The sequence below is a fragment of the Thermogladius sp. KZ2Tp1 genome, from assembly GCF_051131135.1.
GTDB lineage: Archaea > Thermoproteota > Thermoprotei_A > Sulfolobales > Desulfurococcaceae > Thermogladius.
Window position 1 is genome coordinate 976332 of record NZ_CP151274.1, and the last position, 22327, is coordinate 998658.

Here is a 22327-nt window from a genome sequence, read left to right on the forward strand (position 1 = left end):
CCCTCTAGTCCCTTAGCTCCGAGAATACGTCTAGGACGGCTTTTGCGACGCTAGTAAACTTGTCAGCGAGCTCGGCTGTTGTGAGGAACACCTTTTCCTCGGACGGCAGAACGTCGCTGACTACCAGTACGGCAGCCGTCTCCCAACTCCTCATCCAGCCGAGCGCGAACAAGCCGGCGGCCTCCATCTCCACGGCAACGAATCCCAGGTGGCTCATTTTCTCGGCAAACGATGGGTCTTCAGCGTAGAAGGCGTCGCTACTGTAGACGGGCCCCGCTAGAAACTTGACCCCGTGCCTGCTCAACGACTCCATAATCCTGGCTGTTAAAACAGGGTGTGGGCTCGTGGCACCGCATATACCGGGCATGTACTGCCCTAGGCCGCATCCCCCCTGGGTGTAGCCAGCTCCCGTGGCGACTACGACGTCGCCGACCCTTATATCCCTCCTCAGACCCCCCGTTGTTCCGACCCTTACGAACCGCCTCGCGCCTAGGATGCCCAGCTCCTCGAACACTATCATCGCAGAGGGGCAGCCTATCCCGTGAGTGGCTATGGAGACTTTCACGCCCTTGTAGGTCCCCGTCACCACCTTTAGACCTCTGTGCTCGTTGACGACCCTCCTCTCCTCGAGAAGCTGGCTCAACAGGTCTACTCTACCCGGGTCGCCCACGGCGATGACGTTTTTTGCTATGTCTCCCGGTCTAGCCTTAATGTGGGGTAACTCCTTGAAGCTCATCTACGAGCCCTCCTCCTCTTCTTACCACTCCTCCTCTTTTTCTTCTTTTCTGCTTTACTCTTCTTACTCCTCCGCGCCTTCCGCCTTTTCCTCCTCTTTTTAGTCTCGGTCTTCACCTTTTCGAGTAGGAGCTCGTGGGGAAAGACTACCCTGACCCCCTCGCTTGTCTCGACGAGGATTAAGTCGTACTCAAGCTTCTTGCCGAAGGCGATGGACGAGTCGTAAACGATGCTAGGGTTGCCCGGCTTGAACTCGTGCACGACTACAGGGCTCTCTCCCTCGACCTTGACGAATTTGATAGACCTCAAGTAGGCCGGGATGGGGGAGATCACGGTCTCGACGCCTTCAACAGACCCCTCGCCTATCGTTACCTTCATGCCCGGCGCCTCTACTTCGACGAATCTGAGGACGTTCACCTGGGGCGGGTTGCTGGATATGGTGTTCCCCGCCACCGAGAGAAGGCTTTCAAGCCCCTCTTCGACCTCGACCTCGCTCCACTTCTCCTCTTGCTTGTAGAGTAAGGCGGTGACGACGCCGTCGTTCTCAACGTAAGGACTCAAATCCACGATCTTCAAAACAGCCCTCATAACAAACCCTTTTAAACAGTGGGGCTCTGCTTCTCTTAAGGTCGTATCACCTATTTAATCCTTCAACATCAAGAAGGCTCCTTGTATTGGCCTAGGAAACCTTAATACGAAAACTCGTGCGAATATTTAGTATGGTGTTCTCGGGTGTCCGTGTCCTTCAAGGTTGAACCCGTTAAAATACCCGAGGGCGCCAACGTGATAATAGGGCGCAGCCACTTCATCAAGACGGTCGAGGACATATACGAGGTGCTCGTCACCTCTGTACCCGGGATCAGGTTCGGCCTGGCCTTTAACGAGGCCAGCGGGAAGAGGCTCGTGAGATACGAGGGCAACGATGAAGAGCTAACTAGGGCTGCAGTCGACGCTGCTTTGTCGATCGGGGCGGGCCACACATTCGTCCTCTTCATAAGGAATGCGTACCCGATAAACGTCTTAAACCAGCTGAAGAGCGTGCAAGAGGTCGTGTCCATTTACGTCGCGACTGGGAACCCTGTTCAAGTCCTAGTAGCCGAGACAGACCAGGGCAGGGCGGTAGTCGGCGTAGTCGACGGCTACACGCCGCTAGGCGTTGAGGGGGACGAGGACAAAAAAGAGAGGCACGGCTTCCTGAGGAAGATCGGCTACAAGAAGTAGGCCGGCTAGCCCTCCTCACCGCACTTGCCTAGCCTACGAAAAACCTCGTCGAGTACGCTCTCCACCCTGTTTTTACCGACCTCTATAAGGACGCACCTGCTAACCCTACCCATCTTCAACAGGTAGAAGAGGTAGGAGCCCTCCACGACCAGGGCGACGTGGTAGCATTCTCCTCCTTCTACAACCTCCTCTTCGTCAACGACCTCGACAGGCTTGTTCTCCAACAGGTAGTCTAGCACCAGCCAGGCGTCCTCTCCTTCAATGGGTTCCCCTAGCTCGAGCGTCGACGCGACCTCGGCCCCGACCACCTGCGCTATCTCGGAGAACAAGCTTCTTCCGGGCATCAGTAATCCACGTAGGAGTCCTCTAGTACTTCCACAACCTCGGCGACCGCGTAGTCGGGGGCGAGCTTGAGGATACGCGCTTTGACTCTGGAGCCCAGGCTAGCATTCCTCACGATTACCCTCACGTTCTTGTACTTGGCGATCCCGTTGCCTTTCTCGTCTACCTCGTCGATGTTCAGGACGGCTATCGAGCCAACTCTCAGCTCCCTTTCTTCCTCCGGTCTCTTGATGCTGGGGTAGATGCTGAATTTCTGGACGTCGCTCGTGTAAGGAGCCCACGAGTGTTTCTTCTGATGTCTACTCACTAACTACCCCATCCACCACGCGTTGTCGCTGATATATAAGGTAAGAGCCCCTTTAAAAACCATAGGTTGAACACTGATGGCCCTAAAGGACTTCTTGAGGAACATCGTGAACCCCCATCTTGGAAGTGCTATCAGAGAGGGGAAGATCCAGGCCAACACCGTGGACGAGGTGAGGAGGCTCATATCCCAAGCGGAGTCGAGGTACGGCTTCAGCATCTACGGCGGGAACCCCGAGAAGCTACTAGACTACTTTAACAGCAAGGATTTCGAGCTACTCGTCAGCGCGTTCAAGGGCGGTAACGCGCTGGAAGTCCTCGTCGGCATCCTAAGAGAGGTCGCAGAGGAGTACAGAGACCTCCCCGAGGTGAGGGCCAGGGCACTAGACATGGCCCAGAGGCTGAGCGAGGGTGAGCCCGTGAAGTCGGAGCTCGCCGAGTTGTTCGAGCGGGTCAAGTCCATGTTCTCCAACTATGAGGCGTCTCTGGCAGGGAACGAGGTCTTACTGAGGGTAAGCCAGGACTTCGTAGTCAGAATCTCGTACGAAGGGGGCAGAATAAGGGTCGTCCAGTGCAGAACGACTTTCTTGGATAAGAGTGACGTGGAGAGGCTGAGGGAGGTTGTCGCGGGTGGGTAGAGGGCTAATAGTCTTCGACTGCGACGGCGTCCTGACCACCGCCAAGAGCAGCTGGGCCGTCTTACACGAGTACTTCGGTAGCCGGGACAACAGGCTCTTCGCGGACTACTACAGGAGAGGCATAATAACCTACGAGGACTGGATGAAGATAGACGTCGCGTTGATGATCCACAGCTACGGGAAACCGATAAGGAGACAGGACGTAGAAAGGGCCGTCTCGTGGATCGGTGTGAGAGAAGAGGCCCCCGGTGTTGTGAGCCGCCTCATGAGGGAGGGCTACGTGGTCGCAGTCGTGAGCTCCGGGATAGGGGAGGTCGTTGGCAGGGTATGTAGCAGGCTCGGCATAAGTCTCTGCTACTACAACGAGTTAAGGTACGAGGGCGACGAGCTGGTGCCGGGGGGCCTAGTCAGGGTCCCCTTGATGGAGAAGCACAGGTTCATCGCCGAGCTGGCCGAAAAATCGGGGTTCGATCTGGGAGAGGTGACCTACGTGGGCGACGACGTGTGGGACATAGACATCTTCAACGTCGTGGGCAACTCGGTAGCCGTGAAGCCTTGTGGTGAGGCCTGCTCTAGAGCCAGGTGGGTAGTTGAGGATCTGACAGAGATCTTGCCTATCGTGGAAAAATACTACAGTAGCATACGAGAAACAAGGTGAAAACCTACCTCCCCTCACCCGGCCAAGCGAGGACCTCGACACGGCCTCTGTAGGCTTAATGCCCTCGCCGGTGTACGAATCTCTGCAGAAGCTGCTAGAAGCCGTTTACAGCGGCGAGCTGGGCGTTGAAGACCTAGAGGGGTACGTGGTGAAGGCCAGGAGAGAGGTTGCCAGGCTAGTCGGTGGAGACCCCCATGAAGTAACCTTTACGGTTCAGACCACGGAGGGCTTGAAGAACGTGCTGGGAGCCTTCGACCTGAAGCCAGGTGACAGCGTCCTCGCACTAGACCTGGAGTCCCCACTATTACGTCCCTCGTCAAGTCCCTCTGCGAAGTCAGGGGTTGCAGAGTCAAGGTAGCCGGGGGCATGGGGATCTACGAGACGGGAGACCTCGAGAAGGCCGACGACTCGGTCAAGGTAGCAGTGGTGTCCTCGGTCCAGTGGATTACCGGGTGGAGAATAGATCTGAGAGAGCTCTCGAGAGAGCTCCACGAGCATGGAGCCAATCTAGTAGTTGATGGGGTTTAGCACGTGGGTGCTTTAAGGCCCGACGCCGCCAAAGGAGGCGTGGACGTCCTCTGCGTTGGCGGTGAGAAGTGGATGCTAAACCCCCACGTTGGCTCGGGCTTCATGCATATCAGCAAAGAGCTGCTTGAAGGGCTCAACCCAGCCCCCTACGGCATTTTAAACAGTGAGGAGCCCGGTAGCGGTTGGAGCGGCTACTGGCCTGACCCAGACAAAGACGTTTGGTCGCCGCCGGTCTCTAAGAGCGTCTCAAAGTTCGAGTGGGGCAGGGAAGGTCATGCATCTCAATAGTAGCGCTCTACGAGGCAGCCCGATTCATAAACAGCATTGGCATTGAGAGCATCGAAAGCCACGTCTTGAGCGTCAAGAAGAACCTCATTGATAAGCTGAGTAGCGAGGGCTAAAACATCTACGGCTACACGAGCGACAAAAAGCACTGGTCTGGCATATCCCTGGTTAAGACGGGCCTAGAGAAGGGGAGAGAAATCAGGGTAGCCGAGGAGCTCCCGCAAGAAAGGCGTAGTGGTGTCCTACAGAGGAGCCCTAGGGGTGTCTGGAGTCAGGGTCTCCAAGCACTTGTACAACGACATAGAAGACGTAGACGCCTTTGTAGACGAGCTTAGCAGGCTCAGGACAAGGCTTGGCCAAGTAGCCGGCTAGGAGTAAGCTTTCTCGATGCCGAGTAGGAGAGTAGAAATGCCCCGGAGGAGCTAATTGCCTGGGACACTGGGCTGCTGGGGTTGTGAAGGCGGGGTTTCTACAGCTCTCCTTCTAGCAATAAAGTATACGGCTATCCCTATTGCGGCTATTGCTACTATGGCTATAATTATTAGGAGTTGTTGCGTGAACAGTGTTTGTCCTATCCCCTGCTTAAGCCATCCTATACTGGTATCAATTAATTCCGCGCTGATTGTGGCTACTACGCCGGTTGTGGACTCACCCTCTATCTTAACCAAGACACCGTTCTTGTAGGAGACCCTGTACCCGCTACTAGTAGTGTAGTCACCCGAGTACTGTGGGCTTATAAAGAAGTCTCCTCCCTCAGGCCCCTGGCTTGAAACGTCTTTAGACGTAGCGCTTGAGAAAGCTAATCCGAGAACCAGTAGACCACTAAGAGAAGAACACCGCGTGCTATCACCGCTCTCAAGCTTCTCGATCCCAGCATCATACTTGACAACAGTGCCCTGGACGTCTCTAACAGTTACTTTGATAATGTATACGCATTTAGCTCCTCCAGCCGAGATGCTATATCTGTACCTCAGCCAGTCGCCCGGGCCATAGCCCAGCTCTGCTAGAATAACAGCTGAGGCTAGGACTATTGAAAACAGGAGGAATAACCCAGCCAAGACTAAATCGTGCCTCACAATATTACACCAAAATAATGAGTTTGCCGACGTAAATATAAAATTTACGAAAGGCTTTATACCAAGTGCTCTTATCCTAGCGCCCCCTCTGCTAATAACCGTAGAACCCTCGTCTTCCCGTTTCAAGGAATAGTGCTTCCGGCTCGAGGAATTTGAATAGGAACTCGGTTGCCGGGATACTACTAGGTCCTAACAATACCTCTAGCTCGTCTATGTTGAGGAATACGTAGACCCGAGGAACACGTCCAGAACATGTCCGGTACGTCGAGTACTAATAACCTACACTAACGGCTCTAGAGCCGGTGGGTAGTGGATAATCTGACAATGATCTTGCCCATAGTGGAAAAATACTACAGTAACACAAGAGACGAGGTGAAAACCTACCTCCCCTCGCCCGGCCAAGCGAGGATCCTCGACAGGAGTGTAATCAGCCTCTCTTCGTTGATATCCATTAAGAGGACCCGCTTATACCTCTCCCTGGTTCCGTACACGATGTCTATTTTCGAGACGGGTATGTTAAGGTTCTTGCTGAGGTACCTGACTAGGGCCGCGTTTTCCCGCCCTCTACCCTCGGGCTCGACTGTCTGGAACACCAGCTCGCTGCCCTCGATGACCAACCCCTCTGTCGGCGACCCGGGTTGTACTATGATGTTGAGTATGACACCCCTAGAGGAGCTCTCCAGGTTCCTCCGTATGACGTCCTCTAGGCGGGGCATTGCGTCCCACACTTTCATTTTATCACCCACAAGCCTATTAACCTTTGTTCGCCGTGGTCATTCATGAAGGCGATGTAGAGGGACTATGGCGGAGCCGAGCTGTGACGAGACCGGGCGCTGTTTTGAAGCCGATGACACCTCAGCCTGTTTCTAGCACTGGTCGCCTAGTTGTAGGGCGTATGAACCCCTTGCTCACCAGCTCCACTATCTTGGCAGAAAGCCTCTCTTGCTCCAGGAACTCCCCGTAGGCCTGACCGGACCCGACGAGCCTCATTATCTCGGCTCTAATCCTCTCCGGTATTTTCGCGGGGGGCCGGGGGAACAGCGGTGTTCCCGGTAGGGGGAGGTAGTAGTGTAGGTGTATCCTCGCCCCCATCTCTACGAGCCTCTTCGCGAGTCTAATGGACTCGGCCATGTCGTCCTCCGTCTCCACGGGTAGCCCGAGTATGAAGTCGACGCTAGGCCTGAACCCCTCTTTGACGAGTATGCTCACAGCGTTCAGCACGTCCTCGACTCTGTGCCCCCTACGTATCTTCTCCAAGACCCTGTCGCTGCCCGACTGGGCGCCCACTATGATCTCCCTGTTAGACACGTACTTCTTCAGGGTCTTGGCTACTCTCTCGGTGACGTGCTCGGGTCTCACCTCGCTCGGGAAACTCCCGAAGAATATACGGGCACCCCTGGCTTTCACGGCCGTGCTCAGCGAGCCGAGGAGCTCCTCGATGGCGTCCTCGTCGACCCTCTGGTTTATGCTGGTTAAGTTGTACGACAGTGCGTCCGGCGTAATGAACCTGACGTCTCTGACACCGTCCTCAACCATAATCTTGGCGTACTCTACTATATTGCCTACGCTCCTATGTCTTACCTTGAAACCGTGGGTGTAGCTGACCTGGCAGTACCAGCAGCCGTGGAAGCACCCCCTTGTTATCTCTATGGGGGTGTACAAGTGCCTCCAGTATGGGAACGGGGGGTATTCGTCGGGCTCGACGGGCTCGGCGCGGGGTCCGGCTAGGATACCCCCGTCTGTGTCTCTGTACACCGCGTTCCTCACCTCGCCCAACTCTCTACCGCCCGTGAGGTGGTCTACGAGGTCTTCTATTGCGGGCTCCCCCTCGCCCACTACGGCGACGTCGAACCCAAGGTTTAGCAGGACGCCTAGGGGGTCGCCCGACGCGTGGGGGCCGCCCGCCACAGCAGCGCAGCCCCTCTTCTTGGCCAGCCCCACGATCGACGCCGCTGCGGACCTGAAGGTCTCGTCCACGAGCCTCGTGGTCAGCAAGCTGAGCCCTACAACGCATTTCGCGTAGTTGGACGACGCATAGTCTATAACCCTGAATACTGCCTCGCGGCTCTCCACCAGGAAGGTTGAGACCTCTCCCAACATGTCTAGGAGAGCGGCTACGCTGTAGGCGCTGTACCTAGTATACCTGTCCAGGTACAGAACGAAAGCTACTCTCAAAAAACCACCAAAAAGCTTATCCCAAGACCACCTCTATTTAATTTATAAATAGTTTCCCGAGGAGGTTCTTATGGCCAACATCGAGCTGACCCCTGACGAACTAGAGAGACTCAGCCGAAAAGTCAGGCTCAAGATCCTCCACGAGGATGACGACGTTGTGCTGATGACTGCTCCAAACGAGGAGCAGTTGACCGACATAATCTTCGCTCTTCTACTGGAGAAGCCACTGAATCTGAAAGAGGTACACCTCGTCTTAAGCGGGATCGCAAGCGAGGACAAGATCAGGAGGGCTCTCTCAAACTTGGTGGAGAACGGGCTCGTGATCACGGGGCCTGACGGTCGCTACAGGGCAGTCCCAGCATAGTGTCTGAGAAGAGGAAGATCGAGACCTCGACTAGGTCGCGGAAAGCCCTAGCCCCGTTTTCTTCGAGGATCTTCCTCCTACCACCTTCTCTGGCCACGCCTACGAACCTGACGCCGGCTTTCAGCGCGCTCTTAAGGTCCGAGGTGTAGTCGCCGACGTACACAACCTCGCAGGGCCGAGCGCCGTGCTTGCTCGTGATCCACTTCAATAACCAGGTCTTGTCGAACACGTACTCCTCGGAGCCCCTCATGAGGTGTATGTCGTAGGCTGTGTACACCTCGTCGACGCACTCGTCGAGCCCGAACCTCCGCAGGTCGTCCCATATGCTCGACGAGTGAGTGTAACGCCCTGTGACAATCACCACTCTAGCCCCCGCGCTTTTCACCATCCTGAGAAATTGGCTCGTGTAACTGTAGGGGTAGGTGAAGCGGCTCGAGTACACGGCCCTGAAAAACCTCCAGAAGTCGTTTTTGTCGAAGCGCTCTGGTATCAGGTCGTTCAAGTTGTCCGACTCGAAGTGCCTGTAGAAGGTGTCGAAGTCGATGCTTTTACCAGCTCGCGATCGGAGCGTCTCCGCGAAGGCGTGGTAGAAGTCCATAAGGCTGTCCACGAGCGTTAGGTCGTAGTCCGACACCAGGATCCTGAAGCGTGTCATAGAGGGTCACGTCAGTCTTCGGGAGACAATTCACCTAATCATATATTCGGCAAACTCATCATCTAGAATTGTTGAGTGTCGAGGGGGTTTTTAAATGAGCTATACGGCTGTCTGCGAGGTCGGAGACAGGTTCGAGTGTCTGAACGCCGAGGTCGTTTTCGAAGACGGCGTCTACCATGTCAAGCCGAGGAGTGCTGGCCCCGTGGTGTTCAAGCACAGCCCTACACAGAGGGTCATCTGTAACGGCGTACGTTTCAATGTGGGGGCGTGGGGCGGCAGCCTGTACACTGTGTGGCACCCGGGGGGCGGCCACCTCGACTGTACTAGCGTCGAGGGGCGACTAGTAGAGGTAGAGGAGGGAGTCTACGTTGTTACCCCCACGGACTCAGACCTAGCCGACACAGGCGTAGACGGGTATCTAGTAAGCGTACTGAAGGTTCTAGCGAGAGGGAGGCCTATATTCCTCCTCAAAGGGGGCTCGAAGGCGGGTGGGAGGCTAGACAACGCTGTTGTGGTGGGCCAGTCCATAGATGACGCAGTCCTCGACAAAATACGCGACATGCTTTCGGTAGTTGCCGGCGGGGCGTCCACCTGCTTGTTCAACGCGGTCGAGAGGAGGCTTATCAGCGTGGAAGTTATCGACGGGGTCGTTAAAGGGGAAGTCGAGGCTAAGTGCCTGGGAGACGAGGGGGTGGAGCTCAGATGAAGATCGTGGACATGCACGTCCACTGCCACGAGATGGACGTCGGCGAGCTGAGAGCACTCGTCGAGCAGGGCTACGTTCTGGTATGCGTCAGCGACGACTACGAGTCCAGCCTGAGGACGCTCGAGCTGAGCGGAGAGATCGAGGTGCGGCCGTGTATAGGCCTTCACCCTTGGGAGATAGGTGGGCAGGACTACAGGCGTGTAGTAGAGCTGGTGGAGAGGAGCGCGGACACGGTTAAGTGCCTTGGGGAGGTGGGACTTGACAGGCAGTTTGTACCAGAGACGTTCGACCGACAGCTGGACTTCTTCAAGCAGTTGCTGGCGCTAGCTAGAGATTACGGCCTGGTCCTAAACCTCCACACGCCTAGAGCTTGGAGAGAGGTCTACGAGCTCCTGTTGAGAAACGACATCGAGAGGGCCTACTTCCACTGGTACACCGGACCCCTCGACCTGCTGGAGGAGATCCAGGAGAAGGGCTACTACGTCGGGCTGAACCCCGCTTTCAAAATCCAGGACAAGCACAGGCGCGTCCTCGAAGTGGCCGACCTAGAGAGGGCTCTAACAGAGAGCGACTCCCCGTACGAGTACAAGGGGCTGAAGCTCAACCCCCGCCTAATCAACGAGACAGTAGACTTCTTGGCAAATACTAGGGGCGCTAGCAGGGATTACCTGACGAGCCTGTTCTACAGGAACTACCTCAGGCTGTTCGGGTAAAAAGAGGGGGGTGGTTTAGGCCTCCGCTGTGGCACTGGACCTGGCCGTCTTCACGTTTGTGCTCTTGTGTGCTACGACTATAACTCTGTTTCCTTGCTGTGTTACCGTCACTGTGAGCCCCTCTACCTCGAAGCTCAACTTGTGAACGTCGCCGAGACCTACGATGGCCGAGAGGCTGTTGAGGGCCTTGTAAGCCCCGTAACCGAGCTTGGAGAGCGACTCTACGACTTCACGCGGCGTGTTCATGTCCGCGACGAAGTTTAGTAACCTACCACCTAGGTCCAGGACGAGTAGCACGGCCTCTTCCATCAGACCCTCTCTTAAAGTGGTGGTCGGGACGCTTTAAAGGGGTGTAGCTCGGTATTAAGGGGCTATCACGCTAGCTGGGAGATTAGCTGCTTGATCTCCTCGAGCGCCTGCAGTCGGCTTTTCACGGCCTCGACCACGCGGCTCAGCTTGCCGCTCTCCTCCCGGCACGCCTCGAGCTGTCTCCTGAGATTCTCGACCTCTTTCTCGAGCTCCGAGACCTTCGCGAGAAAAGTGTCCCTCTCCCTGGCCAGCTCTCGGACTTTTCTCTCGAGCTCGCTGGGCTTTGCCTCGACCTGGGGTGCACCAGAAACGAACGGCACAGCGACCCTCAGAGTCCCGGCTTTGAGCTTCTCGTAGGTCGATATGATCAGCTTGCCTGCCTTGGTCTTGCCCTGTATGTGGGCCCTGATCGTGTGCTCGCTCCTCCCGACCTCCTCTGCGATCTTGCTTATCGGCTTCCCCGCCTTGTACTTAGCATAGGCAGCCGCCGCCACGGCCAAGCTGTCGATCCACGTCGTCCTCTCGACCGGGTCTTTCAACAGCTCGACTACTTCCGGGCTGTATAAAGTCCCAACTATCAGTGCAGCCTCCAGCTTCTGCTCGTCACGCGTCCCAAAGGGGTTTAGGGGCACGTCTGAGAAGTCGATAATGAACTCGGACAACGTGTCCACCTCTTTCCCATAAGAGATGATTTCTGTCAATCACCGCTTTAAGTTTTTTCTCACACCGGTTAAAAGCAAACTTCGACCCAATTAGAGGAGGGGTGCGCGGCATGGACCTGACCGTATTCTACGGTAACGACGAATTGTCCATGATGATCAAGAGCATAGTGGACTTTGCGGTGGAGATCGCTAGGAGAGATTACGGTGTCGGAGTAGAGGTCTACGAGGTCCTGTTAGAGGGCTTCAAGGGGGTCAAGCTCGAGATCGACGGCGTGAGAGAGCTGCACATAGCGGACGTGCCTAGCGTTAGGGAGCTCGTCGAGGTGCTCGTCGTGGCTAGTAGGATCACCGCCCCAACCACTCCGTCGTTAGGCGAGCCAGGCCTAGCTACTGCTTGACTCGACGCCGAGCTTGTAGAAGGGGCACTCTCTCCAGAGGGTGAGGCACTTCCTAGCGCTGGACCTGGTCAGGACTCTATCGGTCACAGTACAGACCGCCACGCACTGGTCCTCATCTGCTTTCTCGAGCTTGTAGAAGGGGCACTCGCTCTTGGCGTCGCAAGGCACGAGGTGGATAGACAGGTAGGCGGAGGCGGGCTTCTCCCCAAACTCGGCCAATCAAACCCTCCCTCTCTTACCAGTATAGGTCTTAAGCATTATAATAAGCCCGGGGACTATGTTGACGAGCGCGTACACGAGCCTGAACGAGACCACGGTCTCGGGGTCTACGACTAGGCTGAGCCCGTACTCCGAGGTCACAGCGCCCCCTGGCGTCGGGATGGAGCTCAGGCTCTGAGAGTAGAAGTACGCCCTCATTGAGGCGACCAGTCCTCTGGCAGCGTAAACACCCATGATTGCGAGTAGGGACGCCGCCTGTAACACCTGGGAGGCGGAGGTCAGCAACACGATATACACGAGGTCTACTACCCCCACTCTTCTCGAGACGGACTTGAAAGCCCTGGCTATGTTAGCGGCCAGCAGTAAAACCCGCTCTCCGAGCCCTCTCCAGCCAGGGATCGCCCGGCTATTGGAGACTTGTCTTCCCCCCGCGTAGAGGAGTACGGCTGAAATAGCAACCCACGTAGCGAGGGTGAACGAGGCCACTAAGAGGACTGGGAGGGTCCAGGGGAATTGGTACACGGAGAAGACGATGCCCATGACATTGCAGAATACGACGTCGAAGAAGACTTCGTAGTACGACACTGCGACCATGTCCGTGAATGGGAAGCCCTTTGACGAGAGGTAGCCCGCTCTACCGATTTCGCCTCCTACCGCAGACGGTGTGAGAAACCCTACGAGGTTCCCCACCAGCCTGGCTTTGTAGTACTCTGACACGCCTAGCCTAGTGCCCGTGTACCTCGAGTGTATTATCATCAGCCTCACAGAGGAGACGAAGTAGGCGAACATAAGTGTCGCGGACGCCAGGGCGAGGCTTGTGAGCGGGGTTTTAAAGACCGCGGTATAGCTGGAAGTGACGAGACTGTAAGACAGTATGGTGGCAAATACCACGACTACCGATGTTGCCCACTTCTTAACGTCCACACTCACTGTCACGCGTGATCACTTTCAGCTACCTTGATCATGTGCCCCCTCCGGCAACCTCATCGGATCAGGTTGGTAGGGCTGGAGCCTATGGTCGGAGCTCTATCTTGGCCTCGTTATTTAAAATCGTATCGTTTATTAGGAGTCAAGGAAATCAGTGGTCCAGGTGCTGGGTATGGGCTTTTAGCTACAGCGAGGAGAAGATCGAGGCTCTCAGAGTTGACAAGCAAAGGCTAAGGGAGATCATAAAAGAGCTGAAGAAGTGGAAGGCGCCCGCGACAGTACTGCTCTCGCTCTACGTCCCACCCGGCAGGCCTGTGAGCGACGTTGTCAACCTGCTAAGGCAGGAGTTGTCGATATCCGACAACATCAAGCTGAAAAGGACTAAGAACGCCGTGCAGAGGGCGCTCGCCTCGGCGATCGACAGGTTCAGTAAGGTCACCAAGATACCCGACAACGGCCTAGTCTACTTCGCCGGCGAGGACGTCGAGACCGGCGACTTCATATCCGTGATGCTGATCCCGCCAGAGGAAGTGAAGCTCTTCTTCTACAGGACTGACAAGTACTTCCACACCGAGTTCCTCGAAGAGATGGTCTACGAGCACAACGTCATAGGGCTGATAATTGTCGAGCGGGACGCCGCAACTCTCGGCCTACTGAAGGGGAACAGGCTCGTGGTCTTGGAGGAGATGGAGGAGTACATACCCGGCAAGCACGAGAAGGGCGGGCAGAGCCAGAGAAGGTACGACAGGATCATAGAGCAGATGGTCGAGGACTTCTACAAGAAGGTAGGCGAGCACGCCAACAGGGCCTTCCTGCCGCTGCTAGAGCAGGGCAAGCTAAAGGCCGTACTCGTGGGTGGACCCGCTTACAGCAAGTACGACTTTGTTCAGGCAGACTACCTCGACTACAGGCTGAAAAAGATCCTAATAAACCAGCTCATCGACGTCTCCTACCAGGGCGAGGCAGGTCTGAGAGAGATGGTGATGAAGGCCCAAGACGTGCTCAAGGAGCAGGAGTACGTGGAGGGTCTGCAGGTCATCGAGGAGTTCAAGCTCCACTTGGCTAAAGACGACGGGATGGTCGTCTACGGTGAGGACGAGGTGAACAACGCGCTGGAGATGGGGGCCGTCAAGGTACTAGTGGTCTCCGAGGAGAGGGGCGACGTGGAGAAGTGGTTGGAGAAGGCCAAGAACTACGGGGCTAAGGTAGTAGTGGTCAACAACGACATGCCTGAAGGCGAGTGGTTCTACAAGACCTTCAACGGCGTAGCCGGAATACTCAGGTACAAGGCTGGTTGACGTTAAGGTTTTTACACGCGGAGTCCAAGTAAAATATGGCGGTCGAATTGTCCTTCCTCGAACCAAGGGAGAGGAGGGAGTACCTCGAGCTAATAGTTCAGGCAGGACTCGAAGAAGACTTCATCGAGTGGTTGAGATTACAGGGTATAACCCACATCATAGGCAGGTTCGATAATATACCACTCGAGTTAATCAAAGCCTACATCGCCGAGAAAAAGTTGGAGGTCGACGCGGAGGCTCACGAGGATATACATGAGACGGGGGAGGAGGACAGGAGGTTTATCCCGGCGAAGGAGAGGAGCAGGAGGTTTTATGTGAGCCGGGAGTGACCCGACCCATGGTCACCCACCCCCGGTACACGGGGGCGTAGCATGGGCACCGGGGTCACCTAGAAAAACGATTCTCTAGTAGGGTTATAAATCCAGCTACTCGCCGCTCTGAAGAAGCGCCTACTTGATGTCTATCGACGAAACCTTGCTGGACTTGATGTTGATCGACGTCTCCGCAATACCGTTCGAGTACCTCGTTATCCTCCTCAGGCTGTCCAGCACCATGATGTGGAAGGCCTTCTCGCGGTCCGGTATGTTGGCTACTACGACCTTCGCGACCAGGTCGTCGATCCTGCTCACGGTCTCGCGCGTCTTCTGTATGACCTCCTCAGCGTCCTGCCTGCTGAGCTTGTAGAGAGACCCCATAGCACTGTTGAGCAGGTCTATTAGCGATACGCCGAGGTTGTAGATGTCGTCGGCCATGCTAGACGGCTTACCGTACGTTATGACGTTCTTTGCTATGTTGACGCTGTGGTCGGCTATCCTCTCCAGGTTCCTCGCTATGATCCTGTAGTTGATCGTCTCAACGGGTGATGAGAGCCCGAGGTCGTGCATCACCTTGACGTCGAGGAGCGCCATGGACAGCTCCCTGACGATCATGAAGTGGAACCTGTCCGCCTCGTCGTCTCTCTGGATGACCGCCTCCGCTAGCGCCTTGTCGCCGCTCTTGTAGCTGGAGAGGCTGTCCCTCATCATGTTCGAGACTATTAAGTGGAGCCTCCTCAGGCTGCTCTCTAGCGGTAGCTCGCGTAGGTCTAGCAGTATCTTGAAGGAGATCGTGTTGTACGTCTCGTCTATGACCTCTATGCCCGCCAGTTTTATTCTAACCATGCTCTTCAGGTCGCTTATCTTCTTCGCGAGGTTCTGTAGTGAGGAGTCGAAGGACACCGTCAGGTTCGTGTAGCCCGCTAGGTAGAAGGCCACTATCGTCCTGAAGATCTCCTCGATCCTAGCCTCGCTGAATACCCTGATAGTGGCCTGTAGCTGCCCTATCTCGAAGGTCCCCGGGGTTATGACTAGCCTACCGCCGTGCTCGTATATGTAGACATAGTCGCCGCTCTTCAATCCCACGGCGTCGACCCACTCTTTAGGAAGAGTGACTATAAACGACGAACTACCTGTCTTCTGCACCTTCCTCCTCTCTACGCTCGCCATATACGCCCCCTTTCATTACATACGTGTATTTCACACACATATATTCTTAACACCCTTAAATACTTAACCGCAGGCTACATGACCGAATATATACACAAAAAACTTAATGTAGGAAAAACGGGGTAAAAGAACAGGACATCCTAAACAGCCCTGAACATACAGACAATAACCTCACGTTAAAGCTTTATAGCCGCTGGACGATAGACAGCTTATAACCCCTTCTAACACAAGATTAGACTTGAAGCCGGGGTGGCCGAGCGGTCTAAGGCGGCGGGCTGCAGGGCACTCTCGAGTCAGGGGCTCAGAGACCCGTTTAACCGCGGGTTCGAATCCCGCCCCCGGCTCTAGCTCCACGACCCCCACCCCTCGACGCCTTCGACGGCCTCGTCGGGTACCCGGCCCTCCTCCACGTCTTTAACGGCGTCTTCCAGCACCGTTACCGCCTTTTCTAGGTCCTCAAGCGGGATGTTGAGCGGCGGCGTAAGCCGGAGGACGTTCCCGTGCCTGCCCAGGGGAGTCGTTATAACCCCCTTTCTCCACGCACTCCAAGCCACTTTCAAAGCCTTGGCCCTGGAGGGCCTTCTCGACCTCTGGTCTTCGACTACCTCTACACCCACCATGAGACCGAGGCCTCTGACGTCGCCGATCACGGGGTGTTTCTCCTGGACCTCTCTCAGCCTCCTTGCCAAGTAGTCCCCTAGAACACGGGCCCTCTCTACGAGGCCCTCTCTTTCTATGACCCTAATCGTGGCCAGTCCAGCCCTGCAGGAGACGGCGTGCCCCATGTTTGTGAACCCTAGCCCAGCCCTCGGCAGAGCCTCGAGTACATCGCTCCTAGCCACCACGGCAGACAAGGGGAAGCCGCCGCCCAACGCCTTGGCAGATACCAGTACGTCGGGTGCTACACCGTAGTGCTCGATACCCCACCAAGCCCCGGTGCGCCCGAGCCCGGTCTGCGCCTCGTCGACTACTAGCAGTGAGCCGCGCTCGCCGGCGAGCACGGCCACCTCTTTCACGAAGTCCTTGGGCGGGACGACCACCCCCGCGTCTCCCTGAACAGGCTCTATCACAATGGCCGCCACGTCGCCTGCGGCTCTCAAGGCCTCCTCTAGCTCTTTAAGTGCCAGGGAGGTCAGCTCCCCCGGCTTCTCGTAGCCGTCCACGCCCCACTTGTTCCTGTACGGGTTAGGGTACTCGACGAACACCACGTCCTTGTACCATGGACCGCCCTGGTCCCCGAGGACGTCTCGTATTATCCCGCTGACGCTTGCCGAGAGGACGAGAGTCCCGTGGAAGGACTCGGTGAAGCTGACCAGCTTCCGCCTTCTCGCGTAGTTTAGAGACGCCGTGAGGGCTATCTCCATGGCGTCCGACCCGCTGAAGCCGAACACGACCTTTTTTGGAAAGTGCCCCGGCGCGAGGTCCACGAGCTTCCTGGCCAGTTCAATGGAGGGTCTGTTGTAGAAGTAGAGCGTGGTGTAATTGAAGAGGTTCTCTACCTGCTCTACGACTTCTCTAACGACGTCCGGGTGGTTGAACCCCACTATGTAGGTTGCGGCCCCCGACGTGAGGTCGATGTACTCTTTCCCCGCCTCATCGTAGAGCTTACAACCCCGCCCTCTCGAAGGGACTAGGGGAAAGTACTTGAGGACGAACGGTCGTGGGATCACGTTACGTTCTTCTCGAATGAGATTTTCAACATCCATACACGTAAAGCCCCTACTTACATGGCATAAAAATTTATATTCTTCCCGGGAAAAATATCCACTTGTGGTGGGGTATGTCAGAAGAAGTAGTTTTTGTAAGAAGGGCGTCAGGCCTGGTCAGGGAGCTGTCGTGGATCGACGTAGCCTTGTGGTCTATAGCCTGCCCCGCAGCGTCGGGTATGACCTTCTACGCGGTTAAAGTACTAGGCTACCCCGACACCTACGGCGGCAACATAGCACTAGCGTTCTTCCTAGCTGGACTGATATTCCTCCCGCTGACGATAGCGTTCTACTATATAGCGGCATCCTTCCCGAGGTCTAGCAGCATGTACGTCGTGGTATCCAGGACACTGCACTCGGTGTTGGGCTACATCCCGTTCTGGTACTACATTGTGGGCGGTGGCGGTGCCATGACAGCGGGGTTCATAATGTACATCGGCTTAAAGGCGTTCAGCGGCCCGCTCGCCGTGGCCGGGGTCGCCTCAAACAACCCGGCATTGATCAACATGGCTAACGCGCTCATAGACCCCGTAAACCAGCTCGTGATATCGATAATACTAGTGGCGGTACTCTGGGCTCTCAACATGGGCGGTATCAAGGTCATAAAGTGGACTATGAGAATAGGCACGATACTACCGCTCATCGTCACAGTGCTCACGCTCGCCGCTCTGTCCTTCGTGGGGGCCAACAACGGGGTGGCGGCCTTCGACTCCATCTACGGGGCTGGAAGCACCTCCAAGATAATGAGCGTCGCCTTTAACGAGGCTGTAAGCAAGCAGTACAACGTCCCTGTCCTGACAGCCAACCCCCTGCTGATCGGCACATACGGGATGCTGTTCTGGACGCTGTGGGCCTGGTCCGGCCTCGAGGTAACCACCTTCATTGGTAGCGAGGTAAAGGACCCCAGCAGGTCCTACCTTAAGGGCCTCTTCGCCGGTTACGCAGTGGTCATGGCCCTCTACTTGTTCAACGCCTTCATACTGCCCTACGTCTTCAACTACGACTTCCTCGCCGCCTACGCTTACTTGAGGGCTAACTACCCGGACGTCCTTTCGAGCATCCTCCCAGGCAAACCTCTACCAGAGCCCTCCGTACCCTTCTACATAGCGATCGCCTTCCCGAACCCGGTCCTAGCCGTCATAGTAGGGCTAGCCTACTTCCTGTGGTACCTCAACACCGCTATACCGGTCTGGGTAGCGGCCGTGAGAGGCTTCTTCTCAATGAGCTTTGACAGGGCCCTACCCGAGAAACTGGCCTCTGTTTCACCCAGGTTCGCCGCCCCAACCTGGGCCAACCACATCACAGCCATCATAGCCGGCCTAGGCGCCATAATAACGTACTACGAGAACCTAGGCGCGACTCTCGCCACAGCACTGATCTCCTGGCTGGACTTCAGCCTGTTCATATTCGTCTGGCCTGTCGGCCTGGCACTAACACTACTACCCTGGTGGAGGCCCGAGATCTTCGAGCGGACGGTCTTCAGGTCGAAGGTGGCAACCTCAGTGCTGGGCATAGTAGTCTTCGCCATCGGCTGGTGGCTCATGCTATACACGTCGTACCCCGAGCCCTCGGTCCAAATGGTCAACATCGCCGCCGGCGTACTAGGCATATCGATCTACGTGTACATGATGGCCAAGAACAGGGCGAAGGGTATAGACCCGAGTAAGATCTACGGGCAGATACCCCCAGCTTAAAACCACGTTTTTTACCCTTCAATCCATAGAATAGAGTGTGAGATGTACCGGCATGGTCTCACGCATATTCTTCTCGGTCGACGTCCACGGCTCTACGCTAGTATGGAGGAAGTGGATCAGAGCACAAGAGATGTACAAGGCCAACGTCCTGGTGTTGTCCGGCGACTTGACAGGTAAGGTCTTGGTCCCGATCGTCAGGCACGGCGACGGGACTTGGACGGCCCGCTACTTCGGCTCGAGGTGGGTTATGAAGAGCGAGAGCGAGGTGGCGGCTTTCGAGGAGAAGCTGGAGGGTGCTGGGGCCTACTACGTCAGGGTCGACGAGAGAGAGCTGGAGGAGCTGAAGAACAACCCAGAGTTTGTGAACAGGGTCATGGTGGAGAAGATGGTCGAGAGGATGAGGAGGTGGCTGGAGCTACTCGTCAGCAAAGTCGACACGAGGAGCGTGACCACGGTCGTGATGCCAGGTAACGACGACGAGTGGGTGATCGACGGCGTGGTAAGGGAGTACGAGGACAGGGGCGTGGTGTACCCCCTTGAAAAGGTCTTCACAGTGGAGAAGCTGGAAGTCGTGTCGTCGCCCTACGTCAACCCGACCCCCTGGAAGACCCCGCGAGAGAAAGACGAGAAGGACCTGGAGAAGTACTTGGAGAAACTGATATCGAAGCTGGCCGACCCGTCCAAGTCGATCTTCAACTTCCACGCCCCGCCCTACAACACGATGCTGGACCTGGCACCCAAGCTCACCAAGGACCTCAGAGTGGTGACGGTCGCCGGCGTACCGCAGTTCGAGCACGTGGGCTCTAAGGCCGTGAGGAAGGTGATAGAGAAGTACCAGCCCGTTATAGGTCTACACGGCCACATACACGAGTCGGGCGGGCAAGACGTGATCGGTAGGACAGTAGTCGTGAACCCCGGGAGCGAGTACAGCGAGGGGGTCCTCAAGGCCTACATCGTGGAGGTCGAGGGGGAGAGGCTGGTCAACTACTACAAGATAGAGGGGTAGACAGCCTTGTCCTCGAAGCGCGTCGCTCTGAACGCCGACGAGTTCGTCAAGGAGGCGGTTGGGATAGTCTCGAAGGCCTCGGAGAGAGGCGTCGTGCTCAGAATACTGGGGGCTCTAGGAGTGTACATCCACTCAGTCGACAGACCGGGCGCGGTCAGCCTGTACGAGAAGCTGGGGAGATTCAAGGGGGAGGGGCTCGTCTTCACAGACCTCGACTTGATAGGGTACAGCAAGCAGAGGAAGGAGATAATCGACCTCTTCGAGAAGGAGCTCAAGTTTAAGTACGACCCTTACGTGAAGGCCCTGTTCGCCGGCAAGAGGCTCGTCTACTACCACCCTCAAGACCTCTACCACGTTGACGTATTCTTCGACAAACTCGAGTTCAGCCACGACATAGACTTCGGCAACAAGCCCGGTAAGGGGTTGCTCGAGCTCGACTACCCCACCATCTCCCTGGCACACCTCGTGCTGGAAAAGCTCCAGATACACGAGATCAACTGGAAGGACCTGGTCGACCTCGCAGTCCTGCTCTACTCCCACAACCTGTGCAGCCTCGAGGGGTCTAAGAGTAGAGAGTGCGTCGACGACGACCTCATAGCCTCCGTCCTCTCGGATGACTGGGGCTTCTGGTACGACGCCATGATGAACCTGGTCAGGCTGAAAGACATGCTCATGAACAAGCTCGCCGAGGGGGCGTTGACAAAAGACGTAGTCGAACTGGTGCTGAGCAGGGTCAATTCCCTTGTCAACAAGGTCGAGTCTACGCCCAAGAGCAAGGCTTGGATTAAGAGGTCTAAGATCGGTACTTCAAAGCCGTGGTACAGGCAAGTAGAGGAGCTGGAGAGGTAGGCACCACCTGTCTGCTCAGGACCCGCTCTCGTCTACGTTTAAAACTCTTGAACCTCAACGTGCTTTGTCGACCGATTTGCCACCGCTGGAACCTTTAATGCTGGCCGTCGAGTAATCGTATGGGGAAACAAAGTATACATCTTGGGGTTTATTGGATACACTGCTCGTTAATCCTAAGCCTGTGCAACCCGTATAGCACGACCCAATAACCAAGCAGGGTCGGGACAACGAGTAAGGTGCTCGACACGGCTGTTTGGATGTTGCCGCTGGGGGTGTGTCCCGAGCTACACCCGTTTGCCGTCCTAGCCCCGAGGAGCTCGATGCGTGTACCGAAGAACCGACCAAACACACTCTTGACCCGTTGGCCCCGAATCTCGCTCTCATCTAAAGGTCTGAAGGTTTAAGCCCACGAACCCCTTCGACACGTGCATCGCCGTTAGTAGTCCACCAAGGGACACAGCGAGCCCGGAGAAAGGTCTCTAGCCGGCCTCGCTGATCAGGCCTTTAGCCAGGTTATACTCTTGTGCCCGAGTATAGATCAACACGTTGGCACCGCCCGATAGAACCTGCGATACCACCGTGTGGCGAGAACGGCTCGTAAGGCAACTCCTAGTTCCAGGGTCGCACTACAGGTGCCTCCTTCTTTAAGAGGATCCCATGCGACTTCAACCAAGGGGAACTAGGTGCCAAGCGAGCCCGTCGAGGGTGAGGCGGGGTACCCTCTGGCACGGGAGATACAGGAGCTCAAGTTGAAGGTCGACGAGATATCCGGCAGGCTCGACGCGCTGAGCAAGGCGACAATGGACATGAAGGCCGATATATCGAAGCTGTCGTCTGGGCTCGAGAGCCTCCAGAGGGAGGTCTACAAGCTCTCCGAGTCGTTCGGCCACATAGTCGAGGACATAGCCCGGAGCGTCCTACCCAGCATCCTGTTCACCAAGATGGGCGTCTCGGTTGAAAGCCTCGAGAGGAGGTTCTTCGAGCTGGACGGCAAGACAGTAGAGGTGGACATCTACGGGCTGGGCAAGAGGGCGGCGGAGGGCGAGACTGTCGTGGTAGTTGGGGAGGCCAAGGCCAGGATCCACGGCGAGGACGTAAGGCTGTTCTACGAGAAGGCGCAGAAGATCCTGGGGCACAACGGGTGCGCGGGCGACTCGGTTCTCGTGATGTACGGACTATACCTCCACCCGACGGCGATCGAGGAGGCCAAGAAGAGGGGTGTATCCCTGATCTCCCCGTACCTCGAGCTCGTAAACCTTAAAACTCCCATCGGGGGATTAACAGGTAACAGTCAACAAGAGTAAGCCGTCCTCAAGCACATGATCAAAAAGTATTTAAGGACGGGGGCAGGCCTTTAGCGTATTATATGCAAAATA

Annotated in this window: 31 protein-coding genes and 1 tRNA gene; 18 read left to right on the forward strand and 14 right to left on the reverse strand. The window is 56.1% G+C overall.

What is annotated here, in order from left to right; translation table 11 throughout:
- Positions 1–4: 4 nt before the first annotated feature.
- Together WLZ34_RS05430 and WLZ34_RS05435 are read right to left on the reverse strand one after the other, a co-directional pair.
- On the reverse strand, positions 5–736 hold the full coding sequence (locus WLZ34_RS05430; protein ID WP_434731045.1) for a purine-nucleoside phosphorylase: 732 nt from the start codon (positions 734–736) through the stop codon (positions 5–7).
- Positions 733–1311 carry a hypothetical protein gene (locus WLZ34_RS05435; protein ID WP_434731046.1) on the reverse strand — a complete coding sequence of 193 codons (579 nt, stop codon included), beginning with the start codon at positions 1309–1311 and terminating at the stop codon, positions 733–735. The genes WLZ34_RS05430 and WLZ34_RS05435 overlap by 4 nt, the downstream gene beginning before the upstream one ends.
- A gap of 156 nt (positions 1312–1467) precedes the next feature.
- Between WLZ34_RS05435 and WLZ34_RS05440 the strand changes: the two genes are divergently transcribed.
- On the forward strand, positions 1468–1956 hold the full coding sequence (locus WLZ34_RS05440; protein WP_434731047.1) for an adenosine-specific kinase: 489 nt from the start codon (positions 1468–1470) through the stop codon (positions 1954–1956).
- A gap of 5 nt (positions 1957–1961) precedes the next feature.
- Here WLZ34_RS05440 and WLZ34_RS05445 read toward each other — a convergent pair whose 3' ends face one another.
- Complete coding sequence (locus WLZ34_RS05445) at positions 1962–2300, reverse strand: hypothetical protein (RefSeq protein ID WP_428727533.1); 339 nt, start codon at positions 2298–2300, stop codon at positions 1962–1964.
- Entirely contained in the window at positions 2300–2605 is a 306-nt protein-coding gene (locus tag WLZ34_RS05450) for a TRAM domain-containing protein (protein ID WP_428727532.1), read from the reverse strand. Before WLZ34_RS05450 ends, WLZ34_RS05445 begins: the two co-directional genes overlap by 1 nt.
- Before the next feature lie 76 nt (positions 2606–2681).
- Here WLZ34_RS05450 and WLZ34_RS05455 point away from each other — a divergent pair, with 76 nt between their 5' ends.
- The 6 genes from WLZ34_RS05455 to WLZ34_RS05480 all read left to right on the forward strand — a co-directional run bounded on the left by WLZ34_RS05455 (position 2682) and on the right by WLZ34_RS05480 (position 5082).
- Entirely contained in the window at positions 2682–3239 is a 558-nt protein-coding gene (locus WLZ34_RS05455) for a hypothetical protein (RefSeq protein WP_434731048.1), read from the forward strand.
- Complete coding sequence (locus WLZ34_RS05460; protein ID WP_434731049.1) at positions 3232–3897, forward strand: HAD family hydrolase; 666 nt, start codon at positions 3232–3234, stop codon at positions 3895–3897. The genes WLZ34_RS05455 and WLZ34_RS05460 overlap by 8 nt, the downstream gene beginning before the upstream one ends.
- Before the next feature lie 70 nt (positions 3898–3967).
- Entirely contained in the window at positions 3968–4255 is a 288-nt protein-coding gene (locus WLZ34_RS05465; protein WP_434731050.1) for a hypothetical protein, read from the forward strand.
- An 8-nt stretch (positions 4256–4263) separates the two neighbouring features.
- The gene (locus WLZ34_RS05470; RefSeq protein WP_434731051.1) at positions 4264–4425 is read left to right on the forward strand and encodes a hypothetical protein; all 162 of its coding nucleotides are present in this window, start codon (positions 4264–4266) and stop codon (positions 4423–4425) included.
- A 3-nt stretch (positions 4426–4428) separates the two neighbouring features.
- Positions 4429–4713, forward strand: a complete 285-nt coding sequence (locus tag WLZ34_RS05475) for a hypothetical protein (RefSeq protein ID WP_434731052.1) — start codon at positions 4429–4431, stop codon at positions 4711–4713.
- Between the two features lie 234 nt (positions 4714–4947).
- Positions 4948–5082, forward strand: a complete 135-nt coding sequence (locus tag WLZ34_RS05480) for a hypothetical protein (RefSeq protein WP_434731053.1) — start codon at positions 4948–4950, stop codon at positions 5080–5082.
- 50 nt (positions 5083–5132) lie between these two features.
- Here the strand turns inward: WLZ34_RS05480 and WLZ34_RS05485 are convergent, their stop codons facing one another.
- From WLZ34_RS05485 to WLZ34_RS05495, 3 genes are all read right to left on the reverse strand, one after another.
- The gene (locus WLZ34_RS05485; RefSeq protein ID WP_434731054.1) at positions 5133–5912 is read right to left on the reverse strand and encodes a hypothetical protein; all 780 of its coding nucleotides are present in this window, start codon (positions 5910–5912) and stop codon (positions 5133–5135) included.
- A gap of 254 nt (positions 5913–6166) precedes the next feature.
- Entirely contained in the window at positions 6167–6520 is a 354-nt protein-coding gene (locus WLZ34_RS05490; protein ID WP_434731055.1) for a DUF167 domain-containing protein, read from the reverse strand.
- A 121-nt stretch (positions 6521–6641) separates the two neighbouring features.
- A complete protein-coding gene (locus WLZ34_RS05495) occupies positions 6642–7961 on the reverse strand; it encodes a TIGR04013 family B12-binding domain/radical SAM domain-containing protein (protein WP_434731056.1) in 1320 nt (439 codons plus the stop codon).
- A 70-nt stretch (positions 7962–8031) separates the two neighbouring features.
- Here WLZ34_RS05495 and WLZ34_RS05500 point away from each other — a divergent pair, with 70 nt between their 5' ends.
- A complete protein-coding gene (locus WLZ34_RS05500; protein ID WP_428727466.1) occupies positions 8032–8325 on the forward strand; it encodes an ArsR family transcriptional regulator in 294 nt (97 codons plus the stop codon).
- On the opposite strand, the gene WLZ34_RS05505 is transcribed toward WLZ34_RS05500, so the two are convergent.
- A complete protein-coding gene (locus tag WLZ34_RS05505) occupies positions 8285–8980 on the reverse strand; it encodes an HAD family hydrolase (protein ID WP_434731057.1) in 696 nt (231 codons plus the stop codon). The two genes, WLZ34_RS05500 and WLZ34_RS05505, sit on opposite strands and share 41 nt — an antisense overlap.
- Before the next feature lie 94 nt (positions 8981–9074).
- On the opposite strand from WLZ34_RS05505, the gene WLZ34_RS05510 reads away from it, so the two are divergent.
- Together WLZ34_RS05510 and WLZ34_RS05515 are read left to right on the forward strand one after the other, a co-directional pair.
- The gene (locus WLZ34_RS05510) at positions 9075–9686 is read left to right on the forward strand and encodes a hypothetical protein (RefSeq protein ID WP_434731058.1); all 612 of its coding nucleotides are present in this window, start codon (positions 9075–9077) and stop codon (positions 9684–9686) included.
- Complete coding sequence (locus WLZ34_RS05515) at positions 9683–10399, forward strand: TatD family hydrolase (RefSeq protein ID WP_428727463.1); 717 nt, start codon at positions 9683–9685, stop codon at positions 10397–10399. The genes WLZ34_RS05510 and WLZ34_RS05515 overlap by 4 nt, the downstream gene beginning before the upstream one ends.
- Positions 10400–10414: 15 nt before the next feature.
- Here the strand turns inward: WLZ34_RS05515 and WLZ34_RS05520 are convergent, their stop codons facing one another.
- Both WLZ34_RS05520 and WLZ34_RS05525 read right to left on the reverse strand, forming a co-directional pair.
- Complete coding sequence (locus tag WLZ34_RS05520; RefSeq protein ID WP_428727462.1) at positions 10415–10708, reverse strand: hypothetical protein; 294 nt, start codon at positions 10706–10708, stop codon at positions 10415–10417.
- Positions 10709–10773: 65 nt separating this feature from the next.
- Positions 10774–11379: a transcriptional regulator gene (locus tag WLZ34_RS05525; RefSeq protein ID WP_434731947.1), complete on the reverse strand. Its 606-nt coding sequence runs from the start codon at positions 11377–11379 to the stop codon at positions 10774–10776.
- Positions 11380–11480: 101 nt separating this feature from the next.
- Between WLZ34_RS05525 and WLZ34_RS05530 the strand changes: the two genes are divergently transcribed.
- Positions 11481–11768: a hypothetical protein gene (locus WLZ34_RS05530; protein WP_434731059.1), complete on the forward strand. Its 288-nt coding sequence runs from the start codon at positions 11481–11483 to the stop codon at positions 11766–11768.
- Here the strand turns inward: WLZ34_RS05530 and WLZ34_RS05535 are convergent.
- Complete coding sequence (locus tag WLZ34_RS05535; protein WP_434731060.1) at positions 11754–11987, reverse strand: hypothetical protein; 234 nt, start codon at positions 11985–11987, stop codon at positions 11754–11756. The genes WLZ34_RS05530 and WLZ34_RS05535 overlap by 15 nt on opposite strands.
- A complete protein-coding gene (locus WLZ34_RS05540; protein ID WP_434731061.1) occupies positions 11988–12923 on the reverse strand; it encodes a lysylphosphatidylglycerol synthase domain-containing protein in 936 nt (311 codons plus the stop codon). It abuts the gene before it with no gap.
- 191 nt (positions 12924–13114) lie between these two features.
- On the opposite strand from WLZ34_RS05540, the gene prf1 reads away from it, so the two are divergent.
- Together prf1 and WLZ34_RS05550 are read left to right on the forward strand one after the other, a co-directional pair.
- Entirely contained in the window at positions 13115–14212 is a 1098-nt protein-coding gene (gene prf1 / locus WLZ34_RS05545; protein WP_434731948.1) for a peptide chain release factor aRF-1, read from the forward strand.
- Positions 14213–14259: 47 nt separating this feature from the next.
- Positions 14260–14541: a hypothetical protein gene (locus WLZ34_RS05550; protein WP_434731062.1), complete on the forward strand. Its 282-nt coding sequence runs from the start codon at positions 14260–14262 to the stop codon at positions 14539–14541.
- A gap of 120 nt (positions 14542–14661) precedes the next feature.
- On the opposite strand, the gene WLZ34_RS05555 is transcribed toward WLZ34_RS05550, so the two are convergent.
- Positions 14662–15696 (reverse strand): PhoU domain-containing protein, encoded by a 1035-nt coding sequence (locus tag WLZ34_RS05555; protein ID WP_434731063.1) that lies wholly within the window; start codon positions 15694–15696, stop codon positions 14662–14664.
- Between the two features lie 243 nt (positions 15697–15939).
- On the opposite strand from WLZ34_RS05555, the gene WLZ34_RS05560 reads away from it, so the two are divergent.
- A tRNA-Cys gene (locus WLZ34_RS05560) sits at positions 15940–16040 on the forward strand.
- Here WLZ34_RS05560 and WLZ34_RS05565 read toward each other — a convergent pair.
- Positions 16041–17366: an aspartate aminotransferase family protein gene (locus WLZ34_RS05565; RefSeq protein WP_434731064.1), complete on the reverse strand. Its 1326-nt coding sequence runs from the start codon at positions 17364–17366 to the stop codon at positions 16041–16043. It abuts the tRNA gene before it with no gap.
- Between the two features lie 110 nt (positions 17367–17476).
- Between WLZ34_RS05565 and WLZ34_RS05570 the strand changes: the two genes are divergently transcribed.
- From WLZ34_RS05570 to WLZ34_RS05585, 4 genes are all read left to right on the forward strand, one after another.
- Positions 17477–19096: an APC family permease gene (locus tag WLZ34_RS05570; RefSeq protein WP_434731065.1), complete on the forward strand. Its 1620-nt coding sequence runs from the start codon at positions 17477–17479 to the stop codon at positions 19094–19096.
- 52 nt (positions 19097–19148) lie between these two features.
- Entirely contained in the window at positions 19149–20102 is a 954-nt protein-coding gene (locus WLZ34_RS05575) for a metallophosphoesterase family protein (protein ID WP_434731066.1), read from the forward strand.
- A 6-nt stretch (positions 20103–20108) separates the two neighbouring features.
- Positions 20109–20951: a hypothetical protein gene (locus WLZ34_RS05580; protein ID WP_434731067.1), complete on the forward strand. Its 843-nt coding sequence runs from the start codon at positions 20109–20111 to the stop codon at positions 20949–20951.
- Between the two features lie 683 nt (positions 20952–21634).
- Complete coding sequence (locus WLZ34_RS05585; RefSeq protein ID WP_434731068.1) at positions 21635–22255, forward strand: hypothetical protein; 621 nt, start codon at positions 21635–21637, stop codon at positions 22253–22255.
- Positions 22256–22327 lie beyond the last annotated feature (72 nt).